The 12,599-nt window shown below is 69.2% G+C and carries 10 protein-coding genes; 7 read left to right on the top strand and 3 right to left on the bottom strand.

The genetic code is table 11. The features are described from left to right. The first annotated feature begins 38 nt into the window (after positions 1-38). A complete protein-coding gene (locus AVTE2539_RS07295; protein WP_284409282.1) occupies positions 39-1,349 on the top strand; it encodes an O-acetylhomoserine aminocarboxypropyltransferase in 1,311 nt (436 codons plus the stop codon). Beyond that, positions 1,349-2,158 (top strand): alpha/beta fold hydrolase, encoded by an 810-nt coding sequence (locus AVTE2539_RS07290; protein ID WP_284409280.1) that lies wholly within the window; start codon positions 1,349-1,351, stop codon positions 2,156-2,158. Before AVTE2539_RS07295 ends, AVTE2539_RS07290 begins: the two co-directional genes overlap by 1 nt. Before the next feature lie 5 nt (positions 2,159-2,163). On the opposite strand, the gene AVTE2539_RS07285 is transcribed toward AVTE2539_RS07290, so the two are convergent. Next, complete coding sequence (locus AVTE2539_RS07285) at positions 2,164-3,603, bottom strand: NHL repeat-containing protein (RefSeq protein ID WP_284409279.1); 1,440 nt, start codon at positions 3,601-3,603, stop codon at positions 2,164-2,166. Between the two features lie 182 nt (positions 3,604-3,785). On the opposite strand from AVTE2539_RS07285, the gene AVTE2539_RS07280 reads away from it, so the two are divergent. After that, the gene (locus tag AVTE2539_RS07280) at positions 3,786-4,730 is read left to right on the top strand and encodes a hypothetical protein (RefSeq protein WP_284409277.1); all 945 of its coding nucleotides are present in this window, start codon (positions 3,786-3,788) and stop codon (positions 4,728-4,730) included. Between the two features lie 274 nt (positions 4,731-5,004). Here AVTE2539_RS07280 and AVTE2539_RS07275 read toward each other — a convergent pair whose 3' ends face one another. Continuing rightward, on the bottom strand, positions 5,005-5,697 hold the full coding sequence (locus AVTE2539_RS07275; protein WP_284409275.1) for an HAD family hydrolase: 693 nt from the start codon (positions 5,695-5,697) through the stop codon (positions 5,005-5,007). A gap of 72 nt (positions 5,698-5,769) precedes the next feature. Here AVTE2539_RS07275 and hemH point away from each other — a divergent pair, with 72 nt between their 5' ends. Both hemH and cysC read left to right on the top strand, forming a co-directional pair. Further along, the gene (hemH, locus tag AVTE2539_RS07270) at positions 5,770-6,852 is read left to right on the top strand and encodes a ferrochelatase (RefSeq protein ID WP_284409273.1); all 1,083 of its coding nucleotides are present in this window, start codon (positions 5,770-5,772) and stop codon (positions 6,850-6,852) included. A 26-nt stretch (positions 6,853-6,878) separates the two neighbouring features. After that, positions 6,879-7,451 carry an adenylyl-sulfate kinase gene (cysC, locus tag AVTE2539_RS07265; RefSeq protein ID WP_284409271.1) on the top strand — a complete coding sequence of 191 codons (573 nt, stop codon included), beginning with the start codon at positions 6,879-6,881 and terminating at the stop codon, positions 7,449-7,451. A gap of 130 nt (positions 7,452-7,581) precedes the next feature. Here the strand turns inward: cysC and AVTE2539_RS07260 are convergent, their stop codons facing one another. Further along, the gene (locus AVTE2539_RS07260) at positions 7,582-9,717 is read right to left on the bottom strand and encodes a D-(-)-3-hydroxybutyrate oligomer hydrolase (protein WP_284409269.1); all 2,136 of its coding nucleotides are present in this window, start codon (positions 9,715-9,717) and stop codon (positions 7,582-7,584) included. A 306-nt stretch (positions 9,718-10,023) separates the two neighbouring features. On the opposite strand from AVTE2539_RS07260, the gene AVTE2539_RS07255 reads away from it, so the two are divergent. Together AVTE2539_RS07255 and AVTE2539_RS07250 are read left to right on the top strand one after the other, a co-directional pair. Further along, a complete protein-coding gene (locus AVTE2539_RS07255) occupies positions 10,024-10,245 on the top strand; it encodes a hypothetical protein (RefSeq protein WP_272563976.1) in 222 nt (73 codons plus the stop codon). A 114-nt stretch (positions 10,246-10,359) separates the two neighbouring features. Further along, positions 10,360-12,570, top strand: a complete 2,211-nt coding sequence (locus AVTE2539_RS07250; RefSeq protein ID WP_284409266.1) for a TonB-dependent receptor — start codon at positions 10,360-10,362, stop codon at positions 12,568-12,570. Positions 12,571-12,599 lie beyond the last annotated feature (29 nt).

Below are 12,599 nucleotides of genomic sequence, written 5' to 3'. Positions count from 1 at the left end.
CACAATGCGGCGCTTACCCCCCTACAGAGGAGACACGGATGCCCGGTTACTCAGACCCTGGCTTCGACACACTGGCGCTGCACGCGGGCGCCTCGCCCGACCCGGCCACCGGGGCGCGCGCCGTTCCCATCCACCTCACGACGTCGTTCGTGTTCGAGTCGAGCGACCACGCGGCCGCGCTGTTCAACCTGGAACGCCCGGGCCACGTGTACAGCCGCATCAGCAACCCCACCAACGCCGTGCTGGAGCAGCGCGTGGCCGCCCTGGAAGGCGGCGTGGGCGCCATCGCGGTGGCCAGCGGCCAGGCCGCGCTGCACCTGGCGATCTGCACGCTGATGGGCGCGGGCGGCCACATCGTGGCCAGCACCGCGCTGTATGGCGGATCGCAGAACCTGCTGCACTACACGCTGGCACGCTTCGGCATTGAGACCACCTTCGTCGCCCCGGGCGACATCGACGGCTGGCGCGCCGCGGCGCGGCCCAACACCCGCCTGTTCTTCGGCGAGACCGTGGGCAACCCGGGCCTGGACGTGCTGGACATTCCCACGGTGAGCGCCGTCGCGCACGAGGCCGGCGTGCCGCTGCTGGTGGACTCCACCCTCACCTCGCCGTGGCTCATGCGGCCCTTCGAGCACGGTGCGGACCTGGTGTACCACTCGGCCACCAAGTTCCTGTCGGGCCACGGGACCGTGATCGGCGGGATCGTGGTGGACGGCGGCAGCTTCGACTGGGAGGGCCCGCGCACCGCGGGGCGCTTCGCCGAGCTGACCCAGCCCTACGACGGCTTTCACAACATGGTGTTCACCGAGGAAAGCACCGTGGGCGCCTTCCTGCTGCGCGCGCGGCGCGAGGGCCTGCGCGACTTCGGCGCGTGCATGAGCCCGCACACGGCCTGGCTGATCCTGCAGGGCATCGAGACGCTGCCGCTGCGCATGGAGCGCCACATGCGCAATACGCAGAAGGTGGTGGAGTTCCTGGCCAGCCACCCCTTCGTCTCGCGCGTGGGGCACCCGATGCTCGATTCGCACCCCAGCCACGCGCTGGCGCAAAAGCTGCTGCCGCGCGGCGCGGGATCGGTGTTCAGCTTCGACCTGAAGGGCAACCGCGCGCAGGGCAAGAAGTTCATCGAGACGCTGAAGGTCTTCAGCCACCTGGCCAACGTGGGCGACTGCCGCAGCCTGGTGATCCACCCGGCCAGCACCACGCACTTTCGCATGAGCGACGAGGCGCTCGCCCAGGCCGGCATCTCGCAGGGCACGATCCGCCTGTCGATCGGCCTGGAGGACGCGGACGACCTCATCGACGATCTGCAGCGCGCGCTGAAAGCCGCAGAAAAGGCAGGTGCGTGATGCGCATCACCGTCAACGGCCACGGCACCTATTGCTATACCGGCGGCAAGGCGTTCGACGCGGCCAAGCCGACCGTCGTCTTCATCCACGGCGTGCTCAACGACCACAGCGTGTGGGCGCTGCAAAGCCGCTACTTCGCCAACCACGGCTGGAACGTGCTGGCCCTGGACCTGCCGGGCCACTGCCGCAGCGAGGGCGATGCGCCCGAAAGCGTCGAGCAGGCGGCCGGCTTCATCGCCGCGCTGCTGGATGCGGCGGGCGTGGCCCGCGCCGCACTGGTGGGCCACAGTTGGGGATCGCTGATCGCGCTGGAGGCCGCCGCCCGACTGCAGGACCGCATCACGCACCTGGTGCTGGTGGGCACCGCCTACCCGATGAAGGTGTCCCCCGCCCTCATCGAGTCGGCCCTGAACACGCCTGAGAAGGCGCTGCGCATGGTGAACGTGTTCTCGCGCAGCACGCTGGCCTCGCCCTCGGGCGCGGGCTTCTGGGCCTATGGCGCGGGCATGGCCCTGGGTCGCCGCGTGCTGCGCAGCAACCCGGCCGTGAACGTGTTCCACCGCGGCTTTCTGGCCTGTGACCGCTATGCAGGCGGCGAGGCGGCCATCGCGCAGATCACCTGCCCGGTGCTGTTCGCCCTGGGCGCGCACGACCAGATGACCAACCCGAAGGCGGCGCAAGGCCTGATCGCGGCGGCGCGCGCGGCCGGCAAGGCGGTGCAGGTGGCCAACCTGCCGGTCGGCCATCACCAGATGACGGAGGCGCCGGACGCCACGTTGTTCGCGATCCGGGACTTCCTCGCGGCCTAGCGGTTTTACGAACGGCCGGTGGACGTGCCCAGCGTGCGCACGACCTTCAGCACCACGTTGCGCGCACTGTCTTCCTCCGAGCTGATCACGAGCCAGCGCCCCGCGCCGTCCCGGAGCACCTCGCGCGGCTCTGCGCTGGTCGGCGGGTCCTGAATGGAAGTCGCCACGTTGGTGTCATTGTTGGCCAGTGCACCGTTGCCGGTCAGGCTTGTCCACACCGCACGGAACCGGCGTGCAGTGGTGCCCGCTGCCGCGGCTTCCTCGATGGCGCCGAAGGCCTTCATGTTTTCGTCGCTCTGGACGAAGAAGGATTTGAGGCGATAGTTGGCAGGAAGCGCCACGCGCTCGATGCCTTTGTCGCCAAAGGACGTGTCGAGCGCGCCATTGGCACTGAACTTGGCGACGCTGAGATGGCAGTCGCTGCCCGCGCAGGTTCTGGCAGCGACGACAAATCCGCCATCGGGATGGGACGCGAGCCTGTATTCCTCCAAATCCGCCCCGAAGGACGTCCAGCCACCGGAGGTCTGCGCTTGCGTCGCGCCCGCGTGCACCGCGACGCAAAGCCCGGGGTCGGATCGGGGGTCTGCGTAGAGCCGGCCACCCAGTTGGCCTGCGGTGATGATGCTGCCGTTGCGCAGCGCCAGCACCGCCGCGCCGCTGGCCTCGCAGGGCGCAGGCGGCTGCGATGCCGTCGGTTGATTGAACGCGGCATCGGGGATTCCGTCCGCAGACAGGCGGCGCAAAGAGCGGCCGAACACTTGCAGGATGGGGCGGTCGTTGGACGTCAGCAGAACGGGTTTCTGATCGGGCTGGATCGCCAGCGCGAGGTTAGTGAAATTGGTGGAGAGGAAGCCCTCCGCGATGCCCTGGGTGCCGAACGTGCCGTCGACCGCCCCGTTCGCGGTGAGGCCGACCACGGTGTTGTGCCATGTGCCGGGCTCCCCGGACGCCGTCAGGCACCGGGTCTGGTAGGACGGTGAGAAACACGGTTCGTGTGCCTGAACCGCCACCAGGATTCTGCCGTCGGCCTGGAGTCGAACATCGCTGATCGACTCGTACCCCTTGACGGAAAACCGTGCTTCGCCGTTTTGGCCGAAGCCCCTGTCGACGTTTCCGTCGGCGCTCATTCGGACGACAAAGGTCTGCGTGGCGAGCAGTGATCCGAAACCCGAAGGGGCGTCGGGGACCGCGACCCTACTGCCTGCAATCAGCAACCTGCCATCCGGCTGCACGCCCAGGCTGGCGAAGGATGGCGTGCCGAGCGGGAAAGTGGCCACCCCGGCTTCGCCGTACGTGGTGTCGACCTTCAGGGCATCGGACAGAGTGACCGTGGTGGATCCCGATCCGCCGCCACAGGCCGTCAACCCGAATCCCACCAGGCAACTCGCCAGCCAGACATTGTGTGTCGGTCGTTGAAAAATACGCCCCGTATCGAGTCGATGCATGCAAAACCCCTCCGTTGATTGGAAAAACCCTTGCGGGGGATTTTGCATGGTCGTTGGCTGAAACCCCACTCGGCGGGTCTGCGCTTTGTGGGATTGGGTAACACCCGCCGAAAGATCTGCGATAGATTTCGCCATTCCGAGCAGCACCCGCTGGTACGGAAAAATGGGGAGGGAGGCAACCGATGCGTGAGTTTCTGATGTGGGAAAACGAACCGGTGGCCGTGCCCGCTTTCCGGTCGATCGCGATCGTGGAGGGCACGATCCACGCCCCGACCATCGCCCCGCACCTTCGCAAGCTCTACGCCCAGTTCGAAGCGCGCTTCGGCACGTCGGCGAACGAAACCTCGTACCACTTTCCCGGCTACAAGGGCAAGATCCGCCCGGCGACGCAGCGCATCCTGAACGACGGCCGCGCCTATCTCGCCCGGGACGGCGGAACCCCGTATGGCGAGGGCCTGCGCCGCTACGGCCACGCGCTCGCCGACTTCCCGCACCCCGGCTTGCCGTTCTTCGGCATCGAGCAGCGCAGCGACCGTTTCTTTCTGGAGACCGCGATACCGCAAGACTCGCCCCATTGGCACGACTTCGCGGAGGAAGTCAGCGCGACCTTGATGGAACTGCCCACCATCAGCGGCACGATGGGCATGGGACGATTTCTCCCGCCCCATAAAAGCAGCCTCAGGTTCCTGCTGAGCGCCGATCCGGAGCGCCATCGGGCCGCGTTCAGCACCGACGCCGACATGGTGGAGCCCGCGCTTCGCAGGGAAGGTTCACCGCATCGGTGGAAGGCGGGAGAAGACGCCGGTATTGCCGATGTGGGCTGGCGAACATTCATCGGCCGCGAATATTGGGATCGGATCGAACCCGCACTGTCCGAGTTGACCCTCGACCCCGACATCAAGATTGAGCGATCCACCCACCTTCTCTCGATCACGGCCGGCGATCGCCCGATCTGGGGCGCGCCCGACGAAACCGATGCGTTGAGGCCGTTTCGAACGGTCGCCCGCGCGCTCGCGCCCGTCCACCAGCCCCTCGGCGCCGCCCGGGCCTTCTGGTTCGGTGGCGGGGCCACTGCCGATCATGATGATTTGGTCGCGGCGTACCTCGCCCGTTTGGACCCGGCGTAGTGTTCCGCCCGCCGCACAGGCGCTTTCATGCTGCGCACTGCCATTTCGAGTGAAATGTGCTCCATGCCCTAGTAGTCATTGCCCTTGCAGCTATTTATTTAATAGCACTGCAGCAATCACCCCCGTGCGGATGCCTGCACGGAAAAGCCATCGGGCCTACACGCCCCACCCTGCGCGGCCTTGCATCGGCTCCGCATTGGTAGGTTAGCGGCTGATCCACACCCTTGCCGCCAGGGCCCGGGCGTTCATGCGCCCAAGGCCGAGCGCGCGGCCGTCACGCCAGCAGCCGGCACAGCTCGGTGAGATCGGGCACCGTGGCGTGCGGCTCGCCGTCGTGCGGCCAAGCCGCCTCGGCGCGGTTGATCCACACCGCCTGCATGCCCGCGCCCAGCGCGCCGTGCGCGTCCAGCGTGGCATCGTCGCCCACGTGCAGCACGCTGCCGGCCGGCACGCCCAGGGCCTCGGCGGCCGCATGGAAGATGCGCGGATCGGGCTTGGCGATGCCGAACTCGCGTGCGCTGATGCGGGCCTGGAAATAGGCGCCGATGCCGATCAGGTCCAGGTTGGCATTGCCGTTGGACAGGGCCGCGATGGGATAGCGCACGGCCAGGAATTCCAGCGCCGCGATGGCGTCGTCGTACAGCTGCACGCGCTGGCGCTCCGCGAAGAAGGCATCGAAGGCGCCACTAGTCAGGCCCGTGTCCTCTCCGCAACGTCGCAGCGCAGTTCGAATGTTTTCTCGGGCCAATGCGCTCAAGTCGTGCGACAGGTGCGGATGGGCCTGGACGACTTCGCTGCGCAGCACGGCCGCAGCTTCGGGGTCGGCCAAGAGCGCGGCCGCGGCGGGAGCCTTGTCCTGCAGCCAAGTGCACAGAACAGCGCGGGCGCGGGCGATGGTGGGCCAGATGGGCCAGAGCGTGTCGTCCAGGTCGAGGGTGACGGCGCGGATGCGTTGGGTGTCGAGCATGCGGGGAGGATAGCGCAGGGGTTTCGCGCGCGGCCCGCCAAAAGGGTGCGTGGCCTTTGCCACAATGCGGGCATGCCCTCCCCCACCTCCGCGCCCTCGTCGCCGGCCCCCCTGTCCGGCGCCCTGCCCCCCCTCCCCCCTGCCGCCGCGCAATCCGCCGCCGGCCTGTCCCGCGCCGCCGTGCTGCTGTGCAACCTGGGCACCCCCGAGGCGCCCACCGCGCCGGCGCTGCGCCGCTACCTGGCGCAGTTCCTGGGCGATCCGCGCGTGGTCGAGATTCCCCGCGTGGCCTGGCTGCCCATCCTGTACGGGATCATCCTGCGCATCCGCCCCGCCAAATCCGCCGCCAAGTACGCGAGCGTGTGGATGCCGGAAGGCTCCCCGCTGGCCGTGTGGACGGCCAAGCAGGCCACGCTGCTGCGCGGCTGGCTGGGCGAGGCGGGCCTGGGCGTGCGCGTGCGCCATGCGATGCGCTATGGGCAGCCGTCGATCGCCTCGCAGCTCGATGCACTGCAGGCCGAAGGCGTCGAGCGCGTGCTGGTGCTGCCGCTGTATCCGCAGTATTCGTCCACCACCACGGCCAGCGTGGTGGACGACGTGCAGGCCTGGACGCGCAGGCAGCGGCGGCTGCTGGAGTTTCGCTTCGTGAACAGCTATCACGCGCACCCGGGCTACATCCAGGCCCTGGCGCAGAGCGTGCGCGCGCACTGGAAGCGCGAGGGCGGCCGGGCCGAGCAACTGGTGATGAGCTTTCACGGCATTCCGGCGCGCAACGTGCAGCTGGGCGACCCCTATCAGCAGGAATGCCTGACCACCGCCACGCTGGTGGCGCAGGCCCTGGGCCTCTCGCCCGAGCAGTACCGGGTGACCTTCCAGTCGCGGTTCGGCAAGGCCCGCTGGCTGGAACCCTACACCGAGCCCACGCTGATCCAGATGGCCCAGTCCGGCACGCGCAGCGTGGACGTGATGTGCCCGGGCTTTCCCTGCGACTGCCTGGAAACCCTGGAGGAAATCAACCAGGAAGCGCGCGAGGCATTCCTGCACGCGGGCGGCCAGGCGTTCCGCTACATCCCCTGCATGAACGACGACAACGCCTGGATCACCGGCCTCAGCCAGATCGCCCAGCAGCACCTGCAGGGCTGGGACCGGCACTGAGGCACGCCGAGCACGGACGGCCCGCCATGCAGATTTCCAACCCTTCCGCCACCCGCACGCTGTGGTTCACCGGCCTGTCGGGCGCGGGCAAGACGACGCTGGCGCAGGCTTTCGCCAGCCGGCTCCAGGCCTGCGGCATCGCCTGCACGGTGCTGGACGGCGATGTGCTGCGCGGCGGCCTGAACGCCTCGCTCGGGTTCAGCGCTGCCGACCGCAGCGAGAACATCCGCCGCACGGCCGAGGTGGCGCGCCTGTTCAACGAGGCCGGGCTGTGGGTGGTCGCCGCCCTGATCTCGCCCCAGGAGAGCGACCGCCGGCGGATGCGCCAGATCGTGGGCGAGGACCGCTGCCGCCTGGTGTGGGTCCGCACGCCCCTGGCCGTGTGCGAGGCCCGGGACCCCAAGGGCCTGTATGCGCGGGCCCGTGCCGGCCAGTTGCCGGGGTTCACGGGCGTGGGCGGGGCCTACGACGAGCCCCGGGATGCGGACTTCGAGATCGACACGGCGGGGGCCTCGGTACAGGCCTGCGTCGAGGCGCTGTGGGCGGCGCATGGCCCGTCCCCCACCGCGCAGGGGCCGGCGCGATCCGCCGAGCGCTGAAGCGCCCGGCAACACAGCCTGACAGGCCTGCAGCGCAATCAAATCGCCGGCATCATGCTATCAATTCAATAGCAAACCTGCTGCCGCGTGCGACACGGGTCACCCGCCACGGGCCGCAGTGCGGCCCCACTCACTCCGGCACGCTGATCGCGCCGCTGGTCACGGTGATGGCATTGCCGTTCACCGGCGTGGCGGCGATGGCCGGCACGTTGGCCGCCGTGATCGCGGGCGCGCTGCCCGGCTGGCCGCCGCGTGGCACCGTGCGCACCACCTGGCTGGCGGGCAAGGCGGTGCCGTTGGCAAGGTGGTCGTACATGGCGTCGAGCGCACGGTTCAGGTACACGTGCAGCGGGATGTAGCGCGTGTCGTAGCCCGGCAGCACGCCGGTCAGGCCGATGAAGCTGTCGAAATGCTGTGCGTTCGTCACCTCGATGTAGCGCAGGCGGCTGGAGGCGCCTTCCACCCGGCGGTTCAGCGCCGCATAGGGACGGGAGGTGTGGTTGACGGGCAGCAGCGCGTCCGAGCGGCCGTGCACGATGATGGCGGGCTTGCCGCGCAGGTTGCCGCTGCGGCGGGTTTCGTCCACGCCGGCCTGCAGCCGCTGCGCCGCGTCGTCGGTGCCCGTCACAAGATTGCGCAGGCACAGCGCGCCGCTCAGGTTCCAGTCGCGCGCGCCGGTGGCGCTCTGCGACAGCACGTCGCGCGTGGCGCCGCCCAGGCTGCGGTTGTTGACGAGCTGCACGCCCGCCGAGGGTGGCACGCCGTTGCCGGTGGCGAACATGTCGGCCAGCGCGGCGGGCGCCAGCGGCGTCACAGCACCTTGCGCCGTGGTCGCCGCGAAGCTGTAGCCGCACAGGTTGTCCTTCACGCTCGAACGCGAGAGCGCGTTGGCGAAGGTGACCGCCACGGCGGGCACGACCTCGAAGCCGGCGAGGGACGGGTACTGCGCCACCGACTCCGCCTCCCAGCCGTAGGCCCGCAGCCGGGCCAGCGCCTGTTCGGCCAGGGCCACGGTGCTGCCGCCGGTGATGAGCCCCTGCGCGCGCAGCGCCTCGCAGCGGTTGGAGGCGATCGGCAGCGACGGGCTGGCGAAGCCCACTGCGAACGTGCTGGCGTACGGGCTGTCGCTGATGGAGGGCGCCAGCGCGGCGCAGGCCTGGTACAGCTGCGCGTAGGTGGTGTAGTCGATGAGGGTGCGGCTGTTCACGGCCACGTCGGTGGTGCCGCGGCGCACGGTGACGCCGGGGTTGGCCGGCAGTTCCACCGCGGGCTCCGACACGGCCACGCCGCCGATCAGGCCCTGCGTGTCCTGCTCGGCCGCGGCGATGGCTGCGGCCCCGCCGTTGGAGAGGCTGGAGGCGATGACGATGGTGTTGGACGGCTTGAAGGTGCGCAGCCGCTGCCCGCCCGGGGACAGATCGCCGAAGCGTTCGTTGATGACGTAAAAGCCCATCTCCACCGCGCGCAGCGTGGCCAGGCCCCAGTCTTTCTCGGGGTTCTGCCCCGAGTGGGCGTGCTTGAACGCGAAGCGGTTGGGCGTGGCAGTGTTGAACGCGGCCAGGTCGGCGGCCGACAGCCCGGCGTTGAACGCGGCGCTGGTGCCGGCCGAGGTGGCCGAGGTGCGCGTGCCGTCGATCAGCGGCACAGTGTCGGCCTGCAGGTCGTGCGGGGCCGCGCCCGTGCCCTTGTCGGTGTAGGCCACGGCACAGCCACGCTTGAGGCCCCACTCGCCGGTGGACATGCCGCCGTAGATGCCGCGCGAGCCCGAGGCCGTGGCGGTGATGATGCAAGGCTTGGCGGGGTTGAAGGTGTCGGGCACCTGCACCATCAGCGTGACGTTCTGCCGGCCCGAGCCGTCGTCGTAGTAGGCGATGGTCTCGGTGCCGGCGATCTTGCCCTCGCCCGCCGTCACGCGGCCCTGCGCATCCACGTTGGGTCCGTAGAGCGTGCCGTAGCCGCCTGCGGCCGTCATGTCCAGCAGCGCGCGGTAATTGGTATAGATGGCGTTGCGGCGCATCTCCGCGGCCGTGGGCTGGGCGCCTTCGTAGCCGGGGGCATCGGGGTCCGCCAGGCCGGTGCGGCCCAGGCCGGCGGTCAGCAGATCGTCGTCCACGCCGTCGTAGGTCGCCTGGCGCAGGCTGGCCAGGTAGGACGGGCGCACGTTGAAATCGAAGTCCACGGTGTTGCCACCACCGCCACCGCAGGCAACCAGGAGGGCGGCGGTCAGGGCAGCGAGGGCAATGGCGCGGGGAATGAGCGGTCGCATCGGAAATCTCCTGCAGCGGGGAAACGGAATGAAATTGTCGTGGAGAGTATGCAATGGCCGTGCGGGGCGTTGCCAATGGCGGCATCCACAAGGCGTTGCAATGTTTTCAAGTGCGGATCATGCCACGGTGAGGAATCTCGCCCAAAAACAATGCGAACCATTCGCAATATCATTTAACATGCCGCCTTGAAAAACAGCGCCCTGGTGGGGAGCCCCGGGGAGAGCCTCTCCCCGGGGCGCTCGCTGCGCCTCGCTGGCCCTGCGTGGCGGCCCCTGCCGTCGCCACCGCCCCTCCCGATTGCGCCCATGCCACCACCGATCGAACCACCGTCCGACCTCCGCCCGACCCCTGGCGGCTTCTTTCCGCTGTGGGGCTGGCCCATCGCTCTGGGGGTGCTCACCGCCACCGGCCTGCTGAGCGCCCTGGTCAGCGATGGCTGGGGAGACGTCTGGTCCTGGGTGGCGCTGGGGGTGCCGGTGGCCACCATGGCCTGGTTCGGCCTTCGCCGCCGCCCGCCCTCGGCTTGAGCCCGGTCCCGATTTTCCGTGGCCCGATGCACTTGGCTCCTGGACGGACTTGTCCAGGCCGCGCCGCCCCTTTCATTCATTCACGCCCTTCCTGACCTTGCCCCTCCCATGCCCATGAACCAGCACACCCCCATCGCCCTGGCCGTCGCAATGGCCCTCGCCACGTTCGGCCTTCAGGCCAATGCCCAGACCACGGCCACCCCTGCGGATGCCCCCACCCTGCCCACGGTGACGGTGGGCGCCAGCGCGGATGCATCGGCACAAGGCCTGTCGCCCGCCTACCCCGGCGGCCAGGTCGCCCGCGGCGGGCGGGCCGGCATCCTGGGCACGCGCGATGCGATGGAGACGCCTTTCAGCATCACCAGCTACACCAACGAACTGATCCAGGACCGGCAGGCGCGCAGCGTGGGCGAGGTGCTGCAAAACGATGCCGGCGTGCGGCTGGCGCGCGGCTTCGGCAACTTCCAGGAAACGTATTTCATCCGCGGCTTTCTGCTGGACTCGGACGACGTGGCCTACAACGGCCTGTACAGCCTGCTGCCGCGCCAGTACATCGCGACCGAGCTCTTCGAGCGCGTGGAGCTGCTGCGTGGCGCCTCGGCGTTCCTGAACGGCGCGGCACCCAACGGCGGCGGCATCGGCGGCGCGATCAACCTGCTGCCCAAGCGCGCGCCCAACGAACCGCTGTCGCGCGTGACCGTGGGCACGGGCTCGGGCGGGTACGGCCAGGTGTCCACCGACATCGCGCGCCGCTTCGGCCCCGACAACAGCACCGGCATCCGCCTGAATGCCGCCTACCGCGACGGCGACACCGCCGTGGACCATGAAAAGAGCCAGCTGGGCCTGGTCTCCGTGGGCCTCGACTGGCGCAGCCGCGACGTGCGCCTGTCGGGCGACATCGGCTGGCAAGACAACAAGCTCAAAGGAACGCGCACCAACGTCACCCTCAACGGCGCGAACGCCAACTTCATTCCCGCCGCGCCGGACGCCTCGGCCAACTTCTCGCAGCCCTGGACATACTCCAACGAGCGCGACCTGTTCGGCACCTTCCGGGGCGAAGTGGACATCAGCCCCGATGTGACCGCGTGGGGCGCCTGGGGCCTGCGCCGCAGCGAAGAGTCCAACTCGCTGGCCAACCTCAGCGTGAGCAACTCGGCCACCGGCGAAGGCAGCACCTACCGCTTCGACAACACCCGCAAGGACCGGGTGAACACGGGCGAGTTGGGCGTGCGCGGCAAGGCCCGCACGGGCAGCGTGGGCCATGAGTGGGTGGCCTCGGCCTCGTACTTCGATGCCGAGAAAGACAACGCCTACGCATTCGACTTTTTGAACACCCGCCCGGGCAGCCTGTATGCCTACACGCCCTACGCACAGCCCGCCTTCAGCGCGAATGCGGGCTATGGCGGCACGCTCGCCAGCCCCAACCTGACCGGCCGCACCCGCATGACCAGCTTCGCAGTGGGCGACACGATGTCCTTCGTGCAGGACACCGTCCTCGTCACGCTGGGCCTGCGCCACCAGAAGCTCGACGTGGCCGACTATGCCTACGGCACCTCCGCCCTGACCAACCGCTACGAGCAAAGCCGCACCAGCCCCCTGGCGAGCGCCGTGTTCAAGGCCAGCAAGCAGCTGTCGCTGTACGCCAACTATGTCGAGAGCCTGAGCAAGGGCGAAACCGCGCCCGCCACGGCCAACGGCACGCCGGTGGTCAACCGCGGCGAGCAGCTGTCGCCCTACGTCGCCAAGCAAAAGGAGATCGGCCTCAAGTACGACGCTGGCCGGATCGGCGGCTCGCTGGCGCTGTTCAGCACGACCAAGCCGCGCGCCATCGTCAACGCGGCCAACGTGTTCGCATCGTCCGGCAAGGACCGCCACCAGGGCGTGGAACTCAACGTGTACGGCGAGGCCACGCGCGGCCTGCGCGTGCTCGGCGGCATGACGTGGCTGGATGCCAAGCAGCGCGAGACCGGCAATGCCGCGCTCAATGGCAACCGCGTGATCGGCGTGCCGCGCCTGCAGGCGAACCTGGGCGCGGAATGGGACGTGCCAGGCGCGCAGGGCCTGGCCCTGGACGCGCGCGTGGTGCGCACCGGCGCCACCTATGCCAACGACGCCAACACCCTGCGCGTGCCCGCCTGGACGCGCCTGGATCTGGGCGTGCGCTACGCCACCGAGTGGAGCGGCCGCCTGGTCACCCTGCGCGCCCGTGTGGACAACGCCACCGACCGCAACTACTGGGCCTCCGCCGGCGGCTACCCGGGCTCCGGCTACCTCGTGGTGGCCGCGCCCCGCACGTTCACGCTGAGCGCCAGCGTGGATTTCTGATCGCGCCGCGACGCACCCATCCATTGCCC

This window comes from Acidovorax sp. SUPP2539 (assembly GCF_030158975.1).
GTDB lineage: Bacteria > Pseudomonadota > Gammaproteobacteria > Burkholderiales > Burkholderiaceae_C > Paracidovorax.
The sequence above is the reverse complement of the archived record's forward strand: the minus strand, read 5'-3'. Positions and strand labels throughout refer to the sequence as shown.